The sequence below is a fragment of the Halomonas sp. C22 genome, assembly GCF_007655045.1.
In the GTDB taxonomy this organism is placed as follows: Bacteria; Pseudomonadota; Gammaproteobacteria; order Pseudomonadales; family Halomonadaceae; genus Vreelandella; species Vreelandella hamiltonii.
Map to the genome: position 1 here is coordinate 207,564 of NZ_VBVC01000006.1, position 21,097 is coordinate 228,660.

The 21,097-nt window shown below is 62.1% G+C and carries 19 protein-coding genes; 15 read left to right on the forward strand and 4 right to left on the reverse strand.

Translation table 11 applies throughout. The features are described from left to right. Positions 1–50: 50 nt before the first annotated feature. Complete coding sequence (locus FEU76_RS13195) at positions 51–1,121, reverse strand: agmatine deiminase family protein (RefSeq protein ID WP_186299146.1); 1,071 nt, start codon at positions 1,119–1,121, stop codon at positions 51–53. Positions 1,122–1,319: 198 nt separating this feature from the next. On the opposite strand from FEU76_RS13195, the gene FEU76_RS13200 reads away from it, so the two are divergent. Next, complete coding sequence (locus FEU76_RS13200; RefSeq protein WP_081137070.1) at positions 1,320–2,561, forward strand: lipoprotein-releasing ABC transporter permease subunit; 1,242 nt, start codon at positions 1,320–1,322, stop codon at positions 2,559–2,561. Between the two features lie 10 nt (positions 2,562–2,571). Continuing rightward, on the forward strand, positions 2,572–3,282 hold the full coding sequence (locus FEU76_RS13205; RefSeq protein ID WP_039177339.1) for an ABC transporter ATP-binding protein: 711 nt from the start codon (positions 2,572–2,574) through the stop codon (positions 3,280–3,282). An 11-nt stretch (positions 3,283–3,293) separates the two neighbouring features. On the opposite strand, the gene FEU76_RS13210 is transcribed toward FEU76_RS13205, so the two are convergent. Beyond that, positions 3,294–3,845: a DUF2062 domain-containing protein gene (locus FEU76_RS13210; protein WP_039177335.1), complete on the reverse strand. Its 552-nt coding sequence runs from the start codon at positions 3,843–3,845 to the stop codon at positions 3,294–3,296. A 95-nt stretch (positions 3,846–3,940) separates the two neighbouring features. Here FEU76_RS13210 and FEU76_RS13215 point away from each other — a divergent pair, with 95 nt between their 5' ends. The 7 genes from FEU76_RS13215 to murB are packed head-to-tail and all read left to right on the forward strand — an operon-like array spanning position 3,941 to position 11,510. Further along, positions 3,941–6,235 (forward strand): DNA internalization-related competence protein ComEC/Rec2, encoded by a 2,295-nt coding sequence (locus tag FEU76_RS13215; RefSeq protein WP_144983575.1) that lies wholly within the window; start codon positions 3,941–3,943, stop codon positions 6,233–6,235. Positions 6,236–6,291: 56 nt separating this feature from the next. After that, positions 6,292–8,028, forward strand: a complete 1,737-nt coding sequence (msbA, locus tag FEU76_RS13220; RefSeq protein WP_039177328.1) for a lipid A export permease/ATP-binding protein MsbA — start codon at positions 6,292–6,294, stop codon at positions 8,026–8,028. Then, entirely contained in the window at positions 8,025–9,041 is a 1,017-nt protein-coding gene (gene lpxK, locus FEU76_RS13225) for a tetraacyldisaccharide 4'-kinase (RefSeq protein WP_039177325.1), read from the forward strand. The genes msbA and lpxK overlap by 4 nt, the downstream gene beginning before the upstream one ends. Then, the gene (locus FEU76_RS13230) at positions 9,034–9,243 is read left to right on the forward strand and encodes a Trm112 family protein (RefSeq protein WP_144983578.1); all 210 of its coding nucleotides are present in this window, start codon (positions 9,034–9,036) and stop codon (positions 9,241–9,243) included. Before lpxK ends, FEU76_RS13230 begins: the two co-directional genes overlap by 8 nt. Next, positions 9,243–10,025: a 3-deoxy-manno-octulosonate cytidylyltransferase gene (kdsB, locus tag FEU76_RS13235; protein WP_096923157.1), complete on the forward strand. Its 783-nt coding sequence runs from the start codon at positions 9,243–9,245 to the stop codon at positions 10,023–10,025. Before FEU76_RS13230 ends, kdsB begins: the two co-directional genes overlap by 1 nt. Then, positions 10,022–10,489 (forward strand): low molecular weight protein-tyrosine-phosphatase, encoded by a 468-nt coding sequence (locus FEU76_RS13240; RefSeq protein WP_081194104.1) that lies wholly within the window; start codon positions 10,022–10,024, stop codon positions 10,487–10,489. Before kdsB ends, FEU76_RS13240 begins: the two co-directional genes overlap by 4 nt. Positions 10,490–10,514: 25 nt before the next feature. Continuing rightward, positions 10,515–11,510 carry a UDP-N-acetylmuramate dehydrogenase gene (gene murB / locus FEU76_RS13245; RefSeq protein ID WP_144983581.1) on the forward strand — a complete coding sequence of 332 codons (996 nt, stop codon included), beginning with the start codon at positions 10,515–10,517 and terminating at the stop codon, positions 11,508–11,510. 53 nt (positions 11,511–11,563) lie between these two features. On the opposite strand, the gene rne is transcribed toward murB, so the two are convergent. Beyond that, positions 11,564–14,881: a ribonuclease E gene (gene rne, locus FEU76_RS13250; protein ID WP_186299147.1), complete on the reverse strand. Its 3,318-nt coding sequence runs from the start codon at positions 14,879–14,881 to the stop codon at positions 11,564–11,566. Positions 14,882–15,580: 699 nt separating this feature from the next. Between rne and FEU76_RS13255 the strand changes: the two genes are divergently transcribed. The 3 genes from FEU76_RS13255 to sppA all read left to right on the forward strand — a co-directional run bounded on the left by FEU76_RS13255 (position 15,581) and on the right by sppA (position 18,445). Next, positions 15,581–16,531: an RluA family pseudouridine synthase gene (locus FEU76_RS13255; protein WP_039177310.1), complete on the forward strand. Its 951-nt coding sequence runs from the start codon at positions 15,581–15,583 to the stop codon at positions 16,529–16,531. A gap of 10 nt (positions 16,532–16,541) precedes the next feature. Next, entirely contained in the window at positions 16,542–17,192 is a 651-nt protein-coding gene (locus tag FEU76_RS13260; RefSeq protein ID WP_039177308.1) for an HAD family hydrolase, read from the forward strand. Positions 17,193–17,329: 137 nt separating this feature from the next. Next, positions 17,330–18,445 (forward strand): signal peptide peptidase SppA, encoded by a 1,116-nt coding sequence (gene sppA, locus FEU76_RS13265; RefSeq protein ID WP_144983584.1) that lies wholly within the window; start codon positions 17,330–17,332, stop codon positions 18,443–18,445. Positions 18,446–18,466: 21 nt separating this feature from the next. Here the strand turns inward: sppA and FEU76_RS13270 are convergent, their stop codons facing one another. Continuing rightward, complete coding sequence (locus FEU76_RS13270) at positions 18,467–19,069, reverse strand: Maf family protein (RefSeq protein WP_240525210.1); 603 nt, start codon at positions 19,067–19,069, stop codon at positions 18,467–18,469. 174 nt (positions 19,070–19,243) lie between these two features. Between FEU76_RS13270 and FEU76_RS13275 the strand changes: the two genes are divergently transcribed. From FEU76_RS13275 to plsX, 3 genes are read left to right on the forward strand one after another with little or no spacing between them, the layout of a single operon-like run. Continuing rightward, positions 19,244–19,792: a YceD family protein gene (locus FEU76_RS13275; RefSeq protein WP_039177300.1), complete on the forward strand. Its 549-nt coding sequence runs from the start codon at positions 19,244–19,246 to the stop codon at positions 19,790–19,792. A 36-nt stretch (positions 19,793–19,828) separates the two neighbouring features. After that, the gene (gene rpmF / locus FEU76_RS13280; protein WP_009099300.1) at positions 19,829–19,999 is read left to right on the forward strand and encodes a 50S ribosomal protein L32; all 171 of its coding nucleotides are present in this window, start codon (positions 19,829–19,831) and stop codon (positions 19,997–19,999) included. A 41-nt stretch (positions 20,000–20,040) separates the two neighbouring features. Next, positions 20,041–21,051, forward strand: a complete 1,011-nt coding sequence (plsX, locus tag FEU76_RS13285) for a phosphate acyltransferase PlsX (protein ID WP_096923153.1) — start codon at positions 20,041–20,043, stop codon at positions 21,049–21,051. The last annotated feature ends 46 nt before the right edge of the window (positions 21,052–21,097 follow it).

The window sequence follows — 21,097 nt, forward strand, 5'->3', positions numbered from 1 at the left end:
CCTTCACTTCAAGACGTTAGTTTGAAGACATTAGCTTCAATACATTAGCTTCAAGACATGGAAACAATCGGGGCGAGTGTGCCTTTGGGTAGCTGCATGGTCAGGCAGTGCAGGCTGCCGTGCTGGCGAATCACGCTCACACACTCGATCGGGATCAGCGTGTGCTCCGGAAACGCCGTGGCCAGGGCTTGCAGGGCAACCACGTCGGCGGGGTCACCATAGGTGGGCACCAGTACCGCCTCGTTGATGATCAGGAAGTTGGCGTAGGTGGCCGGCAGCCGGTGGCCATCTTCCGGGTCGAAACATGCCTGTGGCCAGGGCAGGGCGATCAGGCGGTAGGGCTCGCCATTGCGCTGGCGGAACGCCTTGAGCTCCTGTTCCATGGCCTGCAGTGCCGGATAATGCGGATCTGTTGGATCGTCGCAGCGCACGTAGGCAATGGTGGTGGGGTCGCAAAAGCGTGCCAGCGTGTCCACATGGCTGTCGGTGTCGTCGCCTTCCAGGTGGCCATGAGCCAGCCACAGATAGCGGTCCACGCCGAAATCGTCAGCCAGCCGGGCTTCCACGTCGGCGCGGCTGAGGGTCGGGTTGCGGTTGGGGTTCAGCAGGCAGGCTTCGGTCGTCAACAGCGTGCCTTCGCCGTCGGTCTCGATGCCGCCCCCTTCCAGTACCATGGCCCGAGAGGCGACGGGGCAGGCCCATACTCCGGCGTCGGCCAGCCATTGGGTGAGCTGGTTGTCGTGCTCGGCAGGAAATTTGCCGCCCCAGCCGGTAAAGGTATAGTCCAGCAGCAGGGGCTGATCCTCTTCGTCCAGCACCGTGATGGGGCCGTGATCGCGCGCCCAGGTATCGTCGGTGGGTGCGACAATCAGCTGCAGCTGCGCGTCGGGGATGCCATAAGCGCTGAACGTGGCGAGCAGGCGTTGCCGAGTCGCCTCATCCGGCACGCTGATGATGACGCGTTGATAGCGTGCGGTGGCCAACACAATGCGCTCAAGGGTCGCTTCGATCCGCGATAGCATGGGCGCCCAGTCGCCGTCTGGGCGGGGCCAGGTCAACTGTAGGCCATCCTGTGGATGCCATTCGGGGAGCAAGCGATACGTCTTGATAGCCAATGTCACGGGTACTCGTGTCGAGGTAAGAGAGCTCGCCCAGCGGGCAAGAGGAACGGCCGCAATTTAGGGGGTTGCCACGCAACTTGCAAGCGTTACCGTGTGCCAGGGAACAGCTGCTGCTTTCGCTACTCTAAGGCTGCGTTTGTACATGCAGCCATGCTGAAAAAACCGTACCATGGACGCTCATTATTAAGGAATGAAGCCATGCTTGATCGTTTGCCTTTCCTGGTGGGGCTGCGCTATGTGCGCGCTAAACGCCGGAACCATTTTATTTCGTTCATTTCACTGACCTCGATGCTCGGATTGATGCTCGGCGTGGCGGTGTTGATTCTGGTGTTGTCGGTCATGAACGGCTTCGATCATGAGCTGCGTACGCGCATCCTCGGCATGGTGCCACACACCAAGATCGAAGCGCAGGAGGGTCTGGTCGAATGGGAGGCCTTGGCCAACCGGCTGACGCAGCGCGAGCGAGTGATTGGCGCGGCGCCTTATGTCGAACAGCAGGGCATGTTTTCGTCGGGTGGGCGTAATCAGGGGGCCATGGTGAACGGCATCCACCCCGACTGGGAAGGCCAAGTATCGATCATTGGCCAGCACATGCGGGAAGGTGAGCTGGCCGATCTGGTGCCCGGCGAGTGGAATGTGGTGCTGGGCTCCATGCTGGCCAGGCGTCTTGGCGTCGGGGTGGGTGACCGCGTCACGCTGCTGGTGCCCGAAGCGTCGATTACGCCCGCTGGGGTCTTTCCCCGGCTGAAGCGTTTCACGGTCAGTGGAATATTCAGCGTGGGCGCGGATCTGGATGCCAATCTGGCCTATGCCAACATCGAAGACATGCAGACCCTGGCGCGCATGGGCGACGCCGTAGGTGGGCTGCGACTCGAGCTGGATGACCTGTTCGTGGCCGGGAGCGAAACCCAGGCCATCGTCAGGGAGTTGGGCTCGGGTTATCGTGGCACCGACTGGACGTTCTCCCACGGCAACCTGTTCCAGGCCATCCAGATGGAGAAGCGCATGATTGCGCTGCTGCTGACGGTGATCATTGCGGTGGCGGCGTTCAACATCGTGTCCACCCTGGTCATGGTAGTGACCGACAAGCGTGCCGACATTGCCATCTTGCGCACCATCGGTGCCACGCCGCGCTCGATCATGGGTATTTTCATCGTCCAGGGGTTGGCCATCGGCTTGATCGGCATTGCCGTCGGCGTAGCGGTCGGCATTGCGCTGGCGCTGACCATTTCCGACATCATCGCCTGGTTCGAGAGTGCTTTCGGCATCCAGTTCCTCGATGCCGGGGTCTACTTCATCAGCGACTTGCCCTCGCGCTTGCAGTGGAGCGATGTGCGGGACATCGTGCTGGCCGCCTTCGGCCTGACGTTCCTCTCGACACTTTACCCTGCCTGGCGAGCAGCTCGGGTTCAACCGGCTGACGTACTGCGCTATGAATAAGGATGCTCCAATGACTTCGACGATTACTCAACCACCCGCCGTCATGCTGGAATGCCGTGGCCTGACACGGGTGTATAGCGAAGGGCCGCAGGATTTGACGGTGCTGGACCAGTTGGACCTTCAGGTACATGCTGGGGAGCGCGTGGCCATCGTGGGCAGCTCCGGTTCCGGCAAGACCACGCTGTTGAACCTGCTGGGAGGGTTGGATCGCCCCAGCGAAGGCAGCGTGGTGATCGCTGGCGAACCGCTGTCGGAGCTGAACGAAGCTGCACTTGGCAAATTTCGCAACCGCTACATTGGCTTCGTTTACCAGTTCCACCACCTGCTGGCCGAGTTCACTGCGCTGGAAAATGCCGCGCTGCCGCTGATCATTCGCGGCCAGGCGAAAAAGGTCGCCGAACAGCGCGCCTTGCAGCTGCTCGACCGGGTGGGCATGAAGGCGCGTGCCGACCACAAGCCTGGTGAGCTTTCGGGCGGCGAGCGCCAGCGTGTGGCCATTGCCAGGGCGCTGGTGACCGACCCGAGCCTGGTGTTGATGGATGAGCCCACTGGCAATCTCGATCAGACCACCGCCAGTACCATTCTGGACTTGATGGATGAGCTGGCCAAGGAGAGCGCCTGCGCCTTCGTGATCGTGACCCACGATGTGAGCCTGGCGGCTCATCAGGATCGGGTCATGAAGCTGGATGGTGGGCGGCTCGTCGAGCAGCTCCAGAGTTAATCGCTCAGGGGTTAATCGTCGAACTGCGATTCGATGCAGGCTCTGCGCCGTCGCCTTTTCAGGCGGCGGCGTTTCCAGTTATGGGAGACGTGCCAGCGCCAGATGAGCCGAATTGCGACGTTGGCGATGAGGGCCAGTGCGATGGCAGTGATCAGTGAGCCCAGCAGGAGAGGCGGCAGGATGTCGTGCATCTGCTCGGCTATCCAGCGGGTCGAAATGCGTGATGGCGCCTCGCGTACCGGAGCGCCCAGCAAAAAAGTACCGATCCGGTAATTGATGTAGAAGATCAGCGGCATGGTCAGCGGATTGGTGACCCACACCAGGCCTACCGAGAGCGCCAGATTGCAGCGAGCCAGCCGTGCCCCCAGCGCGGCCACGACCATTTGAAAAGGAATGGGCAGCATGGCACAAAAAAGCCCGACGCTGAATGCATTGGCAACGCTGCGTCGAGTGAGTAGCCACAAACCTGGATCGGCAATCAACGGCGCCATGAAACGTAGCGATCGTTGGCGTCGGATGGTGTCCGGTTTAGGCATGTAGCGCTGCAGGAAACGGCGCGGCATGTCAGGTACTCTTGCTATTGGTGCAGGCTATTATCCACATAGCGCAGGGCTTAGGCTACGTTACTGAGGCGAAGAGTCTCGGCCAGGGAGGTGGAATGGGGCGAGGGAGTGCGGTGCCAGCGGCCTTGGCTGCGCTGTTGGGCGGTGCGCTGGCGGGTTGGCTGGGGGCCGAGCGAGACGCCACCTTGGCGCTGGCACTGCTGATGGTGGCGGCCGTAGTCATGGCGACGACGCGCCCTCGTGGGTTGATATGGCTAGCGCTGGTGGCACTGATGGTGCTGACCCTTCAGCAGGAGTGGGGCAAGCGACTGCCCGACGGCTTGAGCGGCCAGGACCTGACGCTGGAGGCCCGCGTGCTCCACGTGCAAAGAGAGGACGGGGGCAGCCAACGTTTGAGGCTGGCGGTAGAAGCGTGCCGCTCGCCGGAGTCCCTGCTGCCCTGTGATCGGCTGAAGCAAGTGCGGGTCAGCGCCTACTCGGCTTTTCCCTCGTCTGCCACCCAGTCCAGTGCGGTTTACGCCGTTGGCGAGCGCTGGCAGCTGACCGTTCGGCTGCGCCCACCCAGAGGCTTTGCCAACCCCAACAGCTTTGACTATGCCCAGTGGCTGTGGCGTGAAGGTATTCATGCCACTGGCTATGTACGCAACGACCCTGCGCCCGAACGTTTGTCGGAGGCGCCTTTCCAACTACGCCAGCAGGCGGTGGCCTACCTGGAGAGTACTGCGCCAGAGGCGCGTACCCAGCGCTGGCTGGCCGCGTTGACGCTGGGCGATAGCGACCAGCTGACGCAGCAGGACTGGGCGCTGTTGAATGCCACCGGCACCACGCACCTGGTGGTGATTTCCGGTTTGCACGTTGGCCTGGTGGCGTCCTTTGCGCTGCTGTTGGCCCGCTTGGCAGCACGGCTGATGACTCCCGGTGACTGGCGCCTGCGCGTCTGGCCCTGGTGGGTGGCGGGGGCGGCTGCCGTGGGCTATGCACTGCTGGCAGGGCTGGCACCTCCTGCCATGCGCGCCATGATCATGACCCTGCTGGGGCTATGGGTGTTGAGCGGGCGCCATGCGCCAGGCCCCTGGCAGGCCTGGTGGCTGGCCCTCGCCGTTATCGTGGTGGCCGACCCGCTCTCTCTATGGCGGCCCGGCTTGTGGCTGTCGTTCGTGGCGGTGGGCTGGCTGATCGTGATCTGGCAGGGGCGCCCTCGCCCTCGGGGTATCAAAGGCTGGTGCTGGGCGCTGCTGCGTTCCCAGCTGTTGCTGGCCCCGCTGATGGCGGCGGCGGTGCTGTTGGCATTTGGCCGAGTGGCGCCCGCGGCTCCGCTGGTCAACCTGTTGGCCGTACCTTGGGTCAGCTCGATCATGGTGCCTTCGGCGCTGCTGGGGTGGCTGCTCGCGCCGCTGCCGGGCATTGGGCTGGCAGCCTGGTGGGTGTTCACACAGGCGCTGGCGCTGTTCCATTATCTACTGGAGGCCTCGTTGGCCCTGGCACCGCTGTGGCAGCCACCGCCCGAGCACGTTTACCCGTTGGCACTGGCCTGGCTGCTGCTGGCGCTTGGCTGGGGATTGCCCGCCACGCCCAGCGGGGTGCGCATACTGGTCACGCTATTGGCGCTGAGCGCTCCCTGGTGGCCAAGTGAACGCGTCGAAGAGCGTCGGCTGGTCGTCACCGTGCACGATGTGGGGCAGGGCCAGCTGGTCGAGCTGCGCAGCGCCGATTATCGGATGCTTTACGACACGGGGCCGCGTTTTCGCAGCGGTTTCATGCCCTTGCAAACGCTCTGGCCGCCTGGTCAGGCCTTCGACCTGGTGGTGGTCAGCCATGCCGATACCGACCACGCAGGCGGCGTCGAAGCGTTGCGGGACGAACATCAGGTGGCGGACTGGCGTGCTCCGCTGGACGAGCCGCTGATCGTCGACAGCATGCCCTGTGAGCAGGGCCAGCAATGGCAGCAGGACGGCGTCACTTATCGTTTCCTCTGGCCCCCGGCAGGACATCAGCAGCTCTCTTCCAATGACCGCTCCTGCGTGCTGGAAGTCCAGGTGGGAGAGCATCGGCTGCTGATCACCGGTGATGTGGGGCGTCAGGTGGAACGCCACTTGCTGCCCTTGTTGGCCGGTGACGTCACGGTGCTGGTGGCGGGCCATCACGGCAGTCACACCAGTTCCGGTGTGCAGTTCGTCCGTGAAGCGATGCCTCGGCATGCCATCTTCAGTGCCGGACGCGATAATGCCTTCCAGCACCCGGCCGATGAGGTGGTACGGCGCTTCCGCCGCCAGCACAGCTGCCTGTGGAGTACCGCCCATGATGGCGCGGTGCGTATCCGCCTGGAACCGGGGGTGCCCGTGCAGATAGATGCCCAGCGGCGTGTCCCCGGTGGCCAGAAGCGGTGTTGAAGCGGGCCACCATAGGGTAGAATCGCCCCCACTGCACACTACTGCCGGGAGCGCGTGTGACTGATTCAGGTTGGGTACTCTATAAACGCTTGTTGAGTTATGTGAAGCCACACTGGCGCGCTTTTTCGCTGGCCGTGGTCGGGTTTCTGATTTACGCCGCGTCCAGCACTGCGCTGGCCGAGATGATGAAGCGCCTCATCGATGGCATTCAGAATCCCGATGCCGCGTTTCGGCTTTTCCTGCCCTTGTTCGTCGTGCTGATGTTCGCAGCCCGAGGGTTGGGCACTTTCCTCAGTACTTACTTCATGGCCTACGTAGGGCGCTATGTGATTCATACGCTGCGCTGTAACGTATTCGATCACATGCTGCATTTGCCGGGGCGCTTCTTCGATCACCACTCCAGCGGGCATCTGGTGTCCCGGGTGACCTACCATGTCGAGCAGGTTGCCGGGGCAGCGACCAACGCGGTGACCATCATTCTCCGTGAAGGACTCTTCGTGGTGGGCCTGATTGGCTACCTGTTCTGGACCAACTGGATGCTCACTCTGCTGTTCATGGGCGTGACGCCGTTGATTGCCGGTGTGGTGAGTTACGTCAGCAAGCGCTTTCGGCGCATCTCCAAGCGCATCCAGCACTCCATGGGCGATGTGACGCACGTGGCTTCGGAAGCCCTCTCGGGGTATCGCGTGGTGCGCACCCATGGTGCCGAAGCCTATGAAAAGCAGCGCTTCGAACGTGTCAGCGAAGAGAATCGTCGGCAAAGCATGAAAGAAGCCATGACCCGAGCGGTCAGCTCGCCGGTGATTCTGATGCTGGTGGCCATTTCCATGGCCCTGCTGGTATGGCTGGCCATGGCCCCTCGTCTGATGGCCAACATGACGCCCGGTGAATTCGTTGCCTTCATTACTGCCGCTGCGCTGATGATCAAGCCGGTACGTCAGCTCACTGAAGTGAACAGTGAGATTCAGAAGGGCATTGCTGCTGCTGCCGAGCTGTTCGGTCTCATGGATCTGACCCCAGAGCGCGATGAGGGCGACGTGGTGCCGAGCCGTTTGACTGGCGAGGTGGTCATCGACCATGTCAGCTTCCGCTACGCCGACGACCAGCCCAACGTGCTGCACGATATTCAGCTGCGTGTCGCTCCCGGCGAATTGGTCGCTATCGTAGGGCGCTCGGGAAGCGGCAAGTCTACCCTGGTGAGCCTGCTGCCACGCTTCTATCGACCCACCGAAGGCCAGATCCTGATCGATGGCATCGATGCCGACCGCTACGCGCTGGGGCCGCTGCGGCAGCAGATAGCGCTGGTTTCCCAGCAGGTCACCCTGTTCAATGCCACCATCGCCGACAATATCGCGTATGGCGTGGAAAATCCGGACATGGCCGCCGTGAAGGCTGCCGCAGAAGCCGCCTACGCCAGTGAGTTCATCGAGAAACTGCCGGAAGGCTATCTCACCGTGGTAGGCGAAAATGGGGTCATGCTCTCGGGCGGGCAGCGCCAGCGGTTGGCGATTGCCCGAGCCATCTTCAAGGATGCGCCGATTCTGATTCTGGACGAGGCCACGTCGGCGCTGGATACCGAATCCGAACGCTATATCCAGAAAGCTCTGGAGCGGGTCTGTGAGGGGCGCACCACGCTGGTGATCGCCCACCGCCTGTCGACCATCGAGCGTGCCGACCGCATTCTGGTCATGGACCAGGGGCGGATCGTGGAACAGGGCACCCATCAGGCGCTGCTGGAAAAGTCAGGTGCTTATGCGGCCCTGCACCAGCTTCAGTTTCAGGAGCACGAGTGAGCCTTGCGAAGCGCTGGCTCGACGCCGCCTACGGGGGAAGCCCGTGGCTGGCGCCGCTGTTTCCGCTAGGTAATTTATACCGTTATCTCATGTGTCGTCGAGCGCGCGATTACCGACGGGGGCACAAGCCCGTCTGGCGGGCGGAGGTGCCGGTGATCGTGGTGGGCAATATCACCCTGGGCGGCACCGGCAAGTCACCGCTGGTGGCCTGGTTGGGGCGCTGGCTGGTCGCGCAGGGCTACTCGCCAGGCATCGTGACCCGGGGGTATGGTGGCACCGCACCCCATTATCCGCTTCATGTCACGCCCACCACGGACCCCGCGCATAGCGGTGACGAACCGCTCATGCTGGTTCAGCAGACCGGGCTGCCCGTCATCGCAGACCCGCAGCGGGCTCGGGGCGCCCGAGCGCTGGTCGAGATGGGCTGCGATATCGTGATCAGCGATGACGGCTTGCAACACCTGGCACTGGGGCGCGATATTGAACTGGTGGTGGTCGATGGCAGCCGTGGGCTGGGCAACCAGCGCTGCCTGCCTGCAGGACCGCTGCGCGAAGGCGTTGCTCGCTTGCAACAAGTGGATGCGGTGATCGTCAATGGCACGCTGACGGCTCCCTTGCCGGTGCCTTCGGTGGCCATGCAACTGGTACCCCAGGGCTGGCGCAAGCTGGCCAGTGGCCAGCACTACCCGCTGGCTCCCTTGCCCTTTACGCTGCCAGCACATGCGCTGGCGGGGATCGGCAACCCGCAGCGCTTTTTCAAGACCCTCGAAACGCTGGGGGTCCATGGGGAACAGCACCCCTTGGCGGATCATCACGCTTTCGATGAGCGAACCTTCAAGCCCATGGCCTTCGGGCCGGTGGTCATGACGGCCAAGGATGCGGTCAAATGCCGTGAGCTGGCCCCGGCGGACAGCTGGGTGCTGGAGGTGGAAGCACGGCTTCCAGAAGAGTTTGAAGATTGGCTGGCTTCCAGGCTGGCAGAACTGACACAAAGGGGAAGCACCGATGGATAAGGAACTGTTGGCAATGCTGGTTTGCCCGCTCTGCAACGGCAAGCTGAAGTATCAGCGCGACGCACAGGAGCTGTGCTGCCACTATGATGGTCTGGCCTATCCCATCCGAGACGGGATTCCGGTGATGCTGCCTGAAGAAGCGCGGCAGATGGACGCCGATGAGAAGCTGGCCACTTCAGCTGGCCGTACTGGGGAGGTGTGATGGGCTCTGCGGCGCAATTCATCGCGGTCGTCCCGGCGCGGTTCGGCTCTTCACGGCTGCCTGGCAAGCCGCTTCTGGATATCGCCGGTGAGCCCATGGTGGCCCACGTATGGCGTCGTGCCTGCGAGAGCCAGGCGCAGCGAGTCATCGTGGCCACTGACGACGAGCGTATCCGTGACGCCATGCAGGCCTACGGCGCGGAAGTGGTCATGACCCGGGCCGACCATCCCTCCGGCACGGACCGGCTGGCCGAAGTGGCCGAACAGCTCTCACTGGCGGGTGACACGCTGGTCGTCAACGTGCAGGGTGATGAGCCATTGATTCCTCCCGTGTTGATCGACCAGGTAGCCCAGCGGCTGGCAGATGACCCTGAGGCGGCCATGGCCACTTTGGCCGAGCCCATCGGCGATGTGGATACGCTATTCAACCCCAATGTGGTCAAGGTGGTGCGTTCACTGCAGGGGCGCGCGCTCTATTTTTCCCGAGCGCCGATCCCCTGGGACAGAGAGCAGTTCAAGACTCAGCCCGATTTGCTCACCACCGATGCCTGGCTGCGCCATATTGGCATCTACGCTTACCGTGCCAGCTTTCTGGCCACCTACCGTGATCTGACGGCGTCCAGCCTGGAGCAGTTGGAACAGCTCGAACAGCTGCGTGTATTGCAGCACGGTCATGCCATTCAGGTGGCGCTGGCCGCGGCGGCGAACCCGGCGGGGGTCGATACCCCGGAGGACCTGGCACGGGTGCGCGCCTTGTTGACGTCATCGGAGGATCGTGCATGAAGCGCGTGCTGTTCGTCTGTTTAGGCAATATTTGCCGCTCGCCCACGGCAGAAGGCGTTTTTCAGCAGGCCGTGGTGCGAGCAGGGCTGGATGACCGCGTCACCATCGACTCCTGCGGAGTAGGTGACTGGCACGTGGGGAAAGCCCCGGACCCCCGCTCCCAGGCGGCGGCGCGACAACGAGGTATCGAGATTGGCCATCTTCGCGCTCGCCAATTGAAAGCCAGTGACTTCCACGAGTTCGACTACGTGCTGGGCATGGATCGCGAAAACCTCGCCGCCATGCGTGCTCTGCAACCGGCCAATAGCCAGGCCCAAGTAGGGCTGCTGCTCGATTACGCCGGGCTGCCGCAGAGCGATGTGCCTGACCCCTATTACGGTGGCGATGACGGGTTCGAGCAAGTGCTGGACTTGATCGAGCGTGCATCGCAGGGTCTGCTCGATGAGCTGCAGCGTGAACGCTAGCGCTGTCTCCCGCCCTGAGGTTCTGATGGCATCCTGGGATCTGACCCAGGCCAATACGCTGCGCTTGCCCTGTGTGGCCGAACAGTACGCGGCGCCGACCACGCTGGCGGCGTTGCAGGACGTGTTGCATCAGGCATGGCAGCAGCGGAGGCCGATGACGCTGCTCGGGGGGGGCAGTAACGTCCTGTTGCCGAGCCAGTTGTCAGGAGTGGTCATTCGTCCTTCGCTCCGGCAGTGGTGGTTGGAGCGGCGTGGCCGGGAGGTGCTGGCCTACGTAGGGGCGGGGGTGAATTGGCACGCCCTGGTGATGGCGCTGGCAGCGCGTGGTCTGTGGGGCTGTGAGAATCTGGCGCTGATCCCCGGTGACTGTGGGGCCGCTCCGGTGCAGAACATAGGTGCCTATGGTGTCGAACTGGCCGACGTGCTGACGGCGGTGCAGGTGGTCGAGCTGGCCACGGGGGAAGTGCGCTGGCTGGATGCCGAGGCGTGTCAGTTTGGTTATCGAGACAGTCTCTTCAAACGTGAGTTGGCAGGCAAGGTGGTCATTACGCAGCTCGTCTTGCGGCTCTCGGAAACGCCCAATCCGCAATTGGGGTATGGCGACCTGGCCGCACGTGTGTCTGCCGCGCCTGACCCGCTGGAGGTGGCGCGTGCCGTCTGCGCCATTCGCCAGCAGAAACTGCCGGACCCCGCCGTGCTGGCCAATGCCGGCAGCTTCTTCAAGAACCCGATCGTGAGCGGTGACCATGCCCAGCGGCTGTTGAACGACTATCCTGGTATGCCGCATTTTCCCCAGCCCGATGGGCAGGTGAAACTGGCGGCCGGATGGCTGATCGACCAGTGTGGCCTGAAAGGGCACCGCCAGGGGGCGTTTGGCGTGCACCAGCATCAGGCGCTGGTGCTGGTGCACTTTGGTGGCGGTAACCGTGCAGAGCTGCTGGCGTTTGCGGATGTCGTTGCAGATGCGGTCGCCGAACGTTTTGGCGTCAGGCTGGAAGCGGAGCCACGAGTGATCTCTTGACGCTAGCGCATAAAAAAACCCCGCCGAGGCGGGGTTTTTTATGGCTGTCAGCATTACTCGGGTGAGTTTTGCTGGGCCTGCTGCTTGCGCTGTTCGCGCGGGTCGTTATGAGCCCGGCGGCGGCGGCGACGCGGCTTGGAGGCCTCTTCGTCAGCGGCAGGCTCGCCACTGGCGTTGGCGTCGGCCGCTGCCTGAGTCGCTTCCGTGGGCGCTTGCTCCTCGGCCGTGGCGGGCTTTTCCTCAGTGGTGACGGAAGATTGCGCTTCAGTGGCTGCTGAGGTGTCTTCTGCTGCTACTGCGGAAGACGCTTTTGAAGGCTCTTCCTCAACGGCTGCTGAGACTTTTTCTTCAACTACTGCAGAAGATTTTTCTTCAACCACCGCAGAAGGCTCTTTCTCTAGCGCTGCTGAGGGCTCTTTCTCTACCGCTGCTGAGGGCTCTTTCTCTACCGCCGCTGAGGGCTCTTTCTCAACCACTGCTGAGGGCTCTTCAGTAGTGGCGGAAGATTGGCTCTCATCGGCAGAAGGTGCTTCTGCCACGGTCGTTGAAGGCTTTTCTTCAATAACCGCTGAGGACTTCTCTTCAACCGCCGCTGAGGGCTCTTGATCAGCCGCCGAGGTTGGCTGTTCCTCACGTGGCGCTGTCGGCTCTTCTGTGGCCGCAGCGGGCTGCTCATGGGTGGCCGCCGGTGTCTGAGGCTCCATGGCGGATGCGGCGGGGGTACCGTTGTCGTCTCCAGACGCGTTGGCTTCCTTGGCCGCTTCGTCGCGAATGGCCGGTTGACGGCGCTGGCGCGTTGACTTGCGTGCTTTGTCCGCACTGCTGGCGCGAGCGGTGGCCGTGGTGTCCTCTGCCGCGGCCTCTTCGGTGGCCTCCTGACGTGTGTCAGTGTGCGCTTCTGCCGCTTCGTTTGGCGATTGAGCCGCGGGCTCTTGCGTGGCTGTCTCTTGGGCAGCGGTTGCTTGAGTCGCCGTTTCTGGCGCTGACGCGGCTTTCTTTGCAGGCGTTTCAGCGTCTGCCGCTGGGGCAGAGGCTTCCTCGGGTGCCTGCTGGGCTTCTGCCTGGAGCTTCAACTGCTCGGCTTCGGCCTGTGGGCTCAGTGCCTGCTTGCGTGAACGCTGGCGCGGGTTGTTGCGCGTGCGCTTCGGTTTGCCGTCATCCTTTTGCGGCTCGTCCTGCTGAACGGCCTCCGAGCGGCTATCGTCGTGCTTGGGTTTGTTGTCGCGGGGTTTCTCGCGACGCTGTTCCGGCTGCGGTGCGCTGCTGGCAGCATCGTTCTGCGACGACTCCTTGGCAGTCTCTTTCTGACGCGGGTTGCGGGGCGTGCTTTCCTGAGCCCGGCCATCTTCCTGCTGCGGATGACGGCGACGGTTGCGCGTGCGGCTAGGGCCGCTGCGCTTGTCGTTTGCATCGTCGTTTCGGGCAGCAGGTGCCTTGGCGGTCTCGTTGCGCTGGTCGCGTGAGGCGCTGTTTTCCTGACGCTCGGGTGCTGAACGCTCCTGGGGCTGGCGCTCCTGAGACTGGCGCTCTTGCGCAGGCTTCTGGCGACGCTCATTGCGCGGCGGGCGGCTTGGGGCTGCCGGCTGCTCGGGCTTGCGGTTCGTCGAGCTGGCTTCCTGAGAGGCCGTCGTGCTGGTCTCATCGCCACCCAGCAGCTTGGCAAAACCGCGAATGAAGCGGCCAAGTACGCTGGGCTGTTCTGCGGGCGCCACGGCTGCGGCTGGTTTGGCGGGCGCTTCTTCGGTTTGCAGTGACTCGGGGGCCGGGGCGTTGTGAGCGATGCTCTTGACCGCGGCTTCTGCCCGCTGAGCCGGAGCCGCGAAGCTGGGAGGCGGCTCTTTGCCAATCTCGGTGTCCGTGGAAAGCTCGAAGCTCGACAGGGTGTGGCTGTCGTCTTCGTCCAGGTGGTCATCGCGCAGGCGCTGAACGTCGTAGTGCGGGGTGTCCATGTCCGGGCTGGGCAGAATGACCACGCGTACGCCCTGGCGTGACTCGATATCCGCCAGCACGCTGCGCTTTTCGTTGAGCAGATAAGTGGCGACCGGCACGGGCAGGATGGCGCGGATCTGGGCACTGCGCTCTTTCATGGCCTCTTCTTCGATCAGGCGCATGATGGAGAGCGACAGCGAGCGCACATCGCGGATGGTGCCCTGGCCGTTGCAGCGCGGGCAGACCACGCCGCTGGTTTCGCCCAGCGAGGGACGCAGGCGCTGGCGCGACATTTCCATCAGGCCGAAGCGCGAAATGCGGCCGATCTGTACACGGGCGCGATCCAGCTTGAGCGCATCACGCATGCGGTTTTCGACTTCACGCTGGTTGCGGGCAGGGCCCATGTCGATGAAATCGATGACCACTAGCCCACCGATGTCGCGCAGGCGGAGCTGGCGAGCAATCTCGTCGGCGGCTTCGGTGTTGGTCTGCAGGGCGGTCTCTTCGATATCGCTGCCGCGGGTGGCGCGGGCCGAGTTGATGTCGATGGAGACCAGCGCTTCGGTGTGATCGATGACGATGGAGCCGCCGGAGGGCAGCTTCACTTCCCGCTGGTAGGCCGTTTCGATTTGAGATTCGATCTGGAAGCGCGAGAACAGCGGCACTTCATCGGCATACAGCTTGATCTTTTGCTGGTAGGAAGGCATCACCTGGCGGATGAACGCCAGCGCCTCGGCGTGGATATCGGGACTGTCGATCAGCACCTCGCCAATGTCCTGGCGCAGGTAGTCGCGCATGGCGCGGATGATGACGTTGGATTCGCGGTAGATCAAAAAAGGCGCAGGGCGCTTGGCGGACTCGGTGGTGATCGATTCCCACACCTGTACCAGGTAGTCCAGGTCCCACTGCAGCTCCTCGGAGCTGCGGCCAATGCCGGCGGTACGCACGATCAGGCCCATCTTGTCGGGTACCGTCAGCTGGCCCATGGCATCCTTGAGCTGGCTGCGGTCATCGCCTTCGATACGCCGCGATATGCCACCGGCACGAGGGTTGTTGGGCATCAGTACCAAAAAGCGTCCGGCCAGGCTGATGAAGGTGGTCAGGGCAGCGCCCTTGTTGCCACGCTCTTCCTTGTCTACCTGGACGATGACTTCCTGGCCTTCTTTCAATACTTCCTTGATGTTGGGGCGGCCCGAAACATCCTTGATGAAGTATTCGCGAGAGATCTCTTTCAGCGGCAGAAAGCCGTGGCGCTCGGCGCCAAAGTCGACGAAGGCGGCTTCGAGGGAGGGTTCTACCCGGGTGATTTTGCCCCGGTAGATGTTGGCTTTCTTCTGTTCGCGAGCGCCGGACTCGATATCCAGATCGTAAAGGCGCTGTCCGTCTACCAGGGCGACCCGCAGCTCTTCGGGCTGGGTCGCATTAATAAGCATCCGTTTCATGTGGTCTCACGTAGCATGTCGTGCCGTCAAACGAGGAGTCGTCGACGAACCGCTGTGTGCTGCGTGCTTGTGCTCGGCGCATGGCTATGCTGACGCATCAAGCCGGGAAGGCATCGTAGCCGACCCGGCCAAATAGGGCGTTGAGTACGTGGCGGAGGCAGAACGTGTTTCGGTGGCTGTCACGTCCATCCGGCTCTGCTGACACCGCCTACACCTGGCATTCATCGATTCGTCAACGCCGGCTGTCGGCACAGCGTTGATCTTTGCGCCCCGGCATGACAGCGCCTTGTGACGAATAAGGTAACTGCCTGGCAGGGGCGTAACGTTTTTTTGCCAGTCGTGGCTGGCGATATTCTTTTCGCTCTGCCGCGGTCAAGCGACAGAGTTGCTGCATTTCATTACGTAGGAAGCAGGCAATGCGTACACTGCCGAAGGCTTCGTTGCTCTGACCTGCATGTTGGTCGGGCAGGTGCCTAGGCTGACGTGACGGACAATTCGCTAGACGACAATTTGCCATGCAAGGCGGCTTATTGCGTTTCAGATCAGCAAGTCACGTTGGCCGATGAGCGTCTTGGAATATAACAGTAAAGAGAAGCGCCAGCAATTGACGCAATGGGGTAAGGTCTACGCTAGAATGCCGCTTTTCAATCAAGGTCACTGGCCATCATGTGGCGTGGATGACACTAGGAGTGCACGGTAATGTCCGAAGGGCGTGAAGTACAGTGGGTGGAAATCGCCCCGGAGCAGGCGGGTCAACGAATCGACAATTTTCTCATGACTCGATTGAAGGGCGCTCCACGGGCGCTGATCTACCGTATCGTGCGCAAGGGTGAAGTTCGAGTGAACAAGAAACGCGTGAAAGTGGACTATCGCCTGCAGGGGGGAGACCTCGTTCGCGTGCCGCCGTTGCGCCTGGCGCCCAAGGAGGCGGTCAAGGAGGTCAGCGATAACCTGCGCGACGTGCTGGTGGGTAGTGTCATCATGGAAGGGCCGGACTGGATGGTGTTGAACAAGCCTTCTGGCTTGGCGGTGCATGGTGGGAGTGGCGTCAAGATCGGTCTGATCGAGGCATTGCGTCAGGTGCGTGACGACTTGAGCTTTCTCGAGCTGGTCCATCGTCTGGATCGTGACACCTCTGGATGCCTGCTGTTGGCCAAGTCGCGTGAGGCGCTGGTGACCCTCAACGAGGCGCTCAAGAAGCACGGTATGGACAAGCGCTACCTGGCGTTGGTGGCAGGGCGCTGGCCTGCCAGAAAGACCTATGAAAGTGCTCGGCTGGACCGTTTCGATGCTGGAAATGGCGAGCGCCGTGTACGGGTGGATCCCAACGGCAAGGTGTCGCGTACTCACTTTTCCGTTGTGGAAACCTTCGAGAAAGTGACGCTCATCGAGGCCGAGCCGGTGACTGGGCGTACCCATCAGATTCGTGTGCACGCTGCTCACGCGGGGCACGCTTTGCTGGGCGATGACAAATACGCGACGCGTGAAAGCGAACTACTCTCCAGGCAGCTGGGTTTGGGGCGCTTGTTCCTGCATGCGCGCTCATTGACCTTTCCCGAGCCTGGTAACGGTCGTCCGGTGACGGTCAAGGCGCCGCTGCCTGAAGCGCTGGAAGAGACGCTGGCGCGTGCGCGTCAGCCGAGCAAGTAGGGGGAGCCTGATGCGTTACGAACTGATCATCTTCGACTGGGATGGGACGCTGATGAATTCGGTGCCCAAGATCGTGTCGTGCATGCATGCCGCTGCGGCGGATGTACGCTGGCCGCCCCTGGAAGACAGCGCCATCGAAAACATCATTGGTCTTGGCCTGCCTGAAGCCATTGCAACGCTGTGTCCGGGCATCTCTCCGGAGCAGGCAGAGCGCTTGCGCCAGCGCTACTCACATCACTTTGTGAGTGGCGACACGACGCCCATGCCTTTTTTCAACGGTGTCGAGGAGCAGTTGGCCAAGCTGCGTCAGCGTCCCCGGCAGCGGCTGGCCGTGGCCACGGGCAAGAGTCGTCGCGGCCTGGATCGTGTCTTTCGAGAAACCGATAGCGGCCAGTGGTTCGATGCCAGTCGTACCGCAGACGAAACCCGCTCCAAACCCCATCCGCAGATGCTGCTGGAGCTGCTCGCCGAGCTGAATACGCCGGTAGAGCGTGCGGTGATGGTGGGTGATACCGAATACGACCTGGAGATGGCACGTGCCATCGGCATGGATCGTGTCGGTGTGACCTATGGGGTGCACTCTGCCGAGCGGCTGGCGGCGTGCCAGCCTGTGTGGATGGCGGATGACATTCCCGCGCTGTTCGAATGGTTGCATGGCTGACGCTGGGTGACAAAGGGGCTGAGTTCTGCATGGCTACTCTGTATAGCCACTTGTACATGGCCACTTTCAAGCTTGGGTCAGGAAGACAGACAGTATGAGAGACGTCGTATGAGGGGTATCGATATGAGGGAGATAGCATGAGCGACGACCAGTCACGCGATAGAGAGCGCAGCGTTCCCTCCCACGAAGCGTCGTCGGGAAGCGCGCAGGATCCATGGACACAGGGCCCGCAAGTCGCTGCGACCGAATCGAAAGCATCGGCCGCAGGTGAGCCGAGCGACGATGCCGAAACGCTGCGCGAACGTCAGCGTCTGGCCCAGCTGGAAATGATGGACCGCTGGATTGGTGGCGTCTTGACCGAGCAGCGCCGGGCGCGGCGGTGGAAGCTGTTTTTCCGTTTCGTCGTATTGACGCTGGTGCTGGTGTCGATCACCACGACGCTTTACCGCGTGTTCGTCGCAGAGCCGGCCTCAAGCGTGCCGGAGCAGCAGCATCTGGCGTTGGTCGAGGTGCAGGGCGTCATTGCCAGTGATGCGCCCGCCAATGCCGAACGCATCATTCGCGGCTTGAATCGTGCCTGGGAGAGCGAGAGCGCGGCGGCAGTCGTGCTGCATATCGACAGCCCCGGCGGGAGCCCGGTGCAATCCCAGCGCATCCATGCGGAAATCATGCGGCTGCGTGACCTGGGAGACAAACCCATCCTGGCGGTCATCGAAGACGTGGGGGCCAGCGGTGCCTACTATATCGCGTCGGCGGCGGATGAGATCATTGCCTCTCCCGCCAGCCTGGTGGGTTCCATAGGCGTCATCTACGCAGGCTTTGGTTTCCAGGAGGCGATCGATCGGCTGGGCGTGGAGCGGCGTGTCATGACCGCTGGGGAGAACAAGGCGTTTCTTGATCCGTTCCAGCCGCTCGATGAGGAGGTGGTTCAGTTCTGGCAAACGGTGCTGGCGCAGACCCATGAGCAGTTCATTGCAGACGTCCGGGCTGGGAGGGGCGAGCGATTGAGTGGCAATCCTGAGATTTTTTCCGGGCTGGTATGGAGCGGTGAGCAGGCGCTGGCGCTGGGGCTGGTGGATGAGCTGGCCAGTCTCGAGCAAGTGGCGCGAGCGCGTATCGGAGAAGCCGAGTGGGAGAATTACACGCCTCGGCTGGACCCCTTCGAGCGCCTGACGCGTCGTTTCACCCAGGCGGCAGCGGAGGTGCTGGGGGTGGAAAGCGCCCGCTCGCCGCTGCGCTTCCAGGCCCCCTAGTGGTAAGCCTCCAGATCGTGACTATGCTGCACCGAGCGGGTCCAGGCCTGCCTGGCGCAGCATGTCGCAAAGAGCGATCAACGGCAGGCCGATGAGCGCATTGGGGTCGCGTCCTTCCAGGCGCTCGAACAGCGTGATGCCGAGTCCTTCCATGCGAAAGCTGCCCGCACTGTCCAGCGGTTGCTCCAGGGCGACATAGCGTTCGATTTCGGCATCGCTCAGGTGGCGAAACACGACATCGAACGTCTCGATATGCACCAGGTGGCGCTGCTGGCGGGTATCCAGTAGTGCCAGGCCTGTCAGGAAGCTGACGCGCTGGCCTGAGAAGCGTTTCAGGTTGGCGCAGGCGCGCTCGGCGGTATGAGGCTTGCCCAGCACGTCGCCTTCGAACAGCGCAATTTGATCCGACCCGATGATGCAGTGTGCCGGAAACGATTCGGCGACGGCGTGTGCCTTGCTCAGCGATAGTCGATGCACCAGGGCTTCTGGTGTTTCATGGGGCAGCGGTGTCTCATCGATATCCGGCGATTGGCACTGATAGGGTAGCTGTAATCGGTCGAGCAGGGCTTGTCGCGAGCGTGAGCTGGAGGCCAGTACCAGCGTGGCATTGGGGGCGAGGGGCACGATACTCTCCTGTGAAGGGCAAGATTTGGGTGATCGAAAAGAAAAAACGCATCGCGGACAGTGTAGCGAAAAGCCTTGGCGCATGCCTGCAGAGGCTGTCTGCGAACAGAAACTGTCAAGAAATATGCCGCTGGCTTTGACACCGGCGGGGCGAGTGCCTATCATTGCGCGCCTATGTTGACCTCACAACTCCCCAGCCGGGTTGAGCCTTATAAGCTTGCAGCCCGCCGCGAACGACTCGAAGGCCTGGTAGCGTTGAACAAGCTGCCTCGTCTGGCTGAAGAAGCCGGTGACCAAACGGGTGACTGCCACGTCACTCTTGAGTTTGGTGTCGATGCCCAAGGTCGTCGCGAAATTCGTGGTTCCCTGAAAGCGACTTTGGCGCTGCCTTGTCGTCGTTGTCTGGTGCCGCTGAGCCAAGACGTGTCGAGTGAATTCCTTCTGGGAATGATTTCAGACGAAGCGTTGGCTGCCGAGCTGCCTGCCAGTCATGAGCCTGTGCTGGTGGAAAACGAACAGCTGGACTTGCTGACGGTAATCGAGGATGAGTTGATCCTCAGCTTGCCGCAGGTGGTCTATCACGATGAGACCGAATGCCATGTCTCGGCGGAGCAGCTGGTCAGCAAGACCGAAGGCGCAGCGGACGAGTCCGCTCCTGCCAAAAACCCTTTCGCGGTGCTCAATGCTTTGAAAAGCAGTGGCGCTTTGAAAGGCAAAAAGTAAGCATCACTTACCCTACATACCTTGGAGTAAACACCCATGGCAGTTCAACAGAACCGTAAAACTCGTTCCAAGCGCGGTATGCGTCGTAGCCACGATGCGCTGAGCGCCCCGACCCTGTCTCAGGACAAGGAAACCGGCACGACTCACCTGCGTCACCACGTTTCTCCGGACGGTTTCTACCGTGGTCGCAAGGTGGTTGAGGTTTAAGCCTCTCTCGACCTTTCGCGCGGCCAGTCAGCGTGAGTGCAGTGCGCCTGGCGATTGATGTCATGGGGGGTGACCAAGGCCCCCGTGCCATTGTCGAAGGTTCTGCGAGGGCAGTGGTGGAAAATCCTGTTCTCGAACTTGCTCTGTTTGGCCCGCATCAGCGCATTGTCGCTGAGCTTTCGCGCTTGCCGCAGCCCTTGGCTGCGGCAGTGTCACGTTTGGCGGTCATCGACGCGCCTGATAGCGTTGCGCCCGACGCTACCGCCGCCTGGGCGTTGCGCCGCGGCCAGCACACCAGCATGGCCTCCATGCTGCGCCATGTGTCGGCTGGGCACGCCGTTGCGGGGGTCAGCGCAGGCAATACCGGAGCGCTGGTGGCGCTTGCAAGGCGTGAGCTGGGCATGCTGGCGGGGTTTTCCAGGCCAGCGATCAGCACCGCCATTCCTGCACGATCAGGGGGGCGTTGCTATCTGCTTGATCTGGGTGCCAATGTCGATTCCCCTGCAGAACGGTTGGTAGATTTTGCCGTCATGGGGGCGGCCATGGCGCAATGCATGGACGGTATCGAACGTCCGCGCGTGGCGCTATTGAACGTTGGCTCGGAAGCCACCAAGGGCAGTGCCACGGTGCGCGAGGCAGATGCCTTGATTCGTCGTCATGCAGACCCTGGTTTCGACTATTGTGGCTATGCTGAGGGGGGGGATGTCTTTCAGGGCCAGCTGGACGTGGTCGTGTGTGATGGCTTTGTCGGCAATGTGATGCTCAAGGCAAGTGAAGGTTTGACTCGTATGCTGGTCGAGCGTGTTCAGATGGCGTTTGAATCGCGCCTCACTGGGCGGCTGGCAAGTCTACTGGCCAAGCCTGTACTCAAGCGCCTCAAGCAAGAGCTGGATCCGGTGCGCTATAACGGAGCCAGCCTGCTTGGGTTGAAGCATATCGTGGTGAAAAGTCATGGCGGAGCCCAGGCAGACGGCTTTTATTATGCCATTTTGCGGGCACTGCATGAGGTGGAGCAGGCCCTGCCTGCCCAATTGGCAAAGCGTTTTTGCTGATGCCGCCGTGAGTGTATGACAATAAACGATATACGACTTTGCGGGT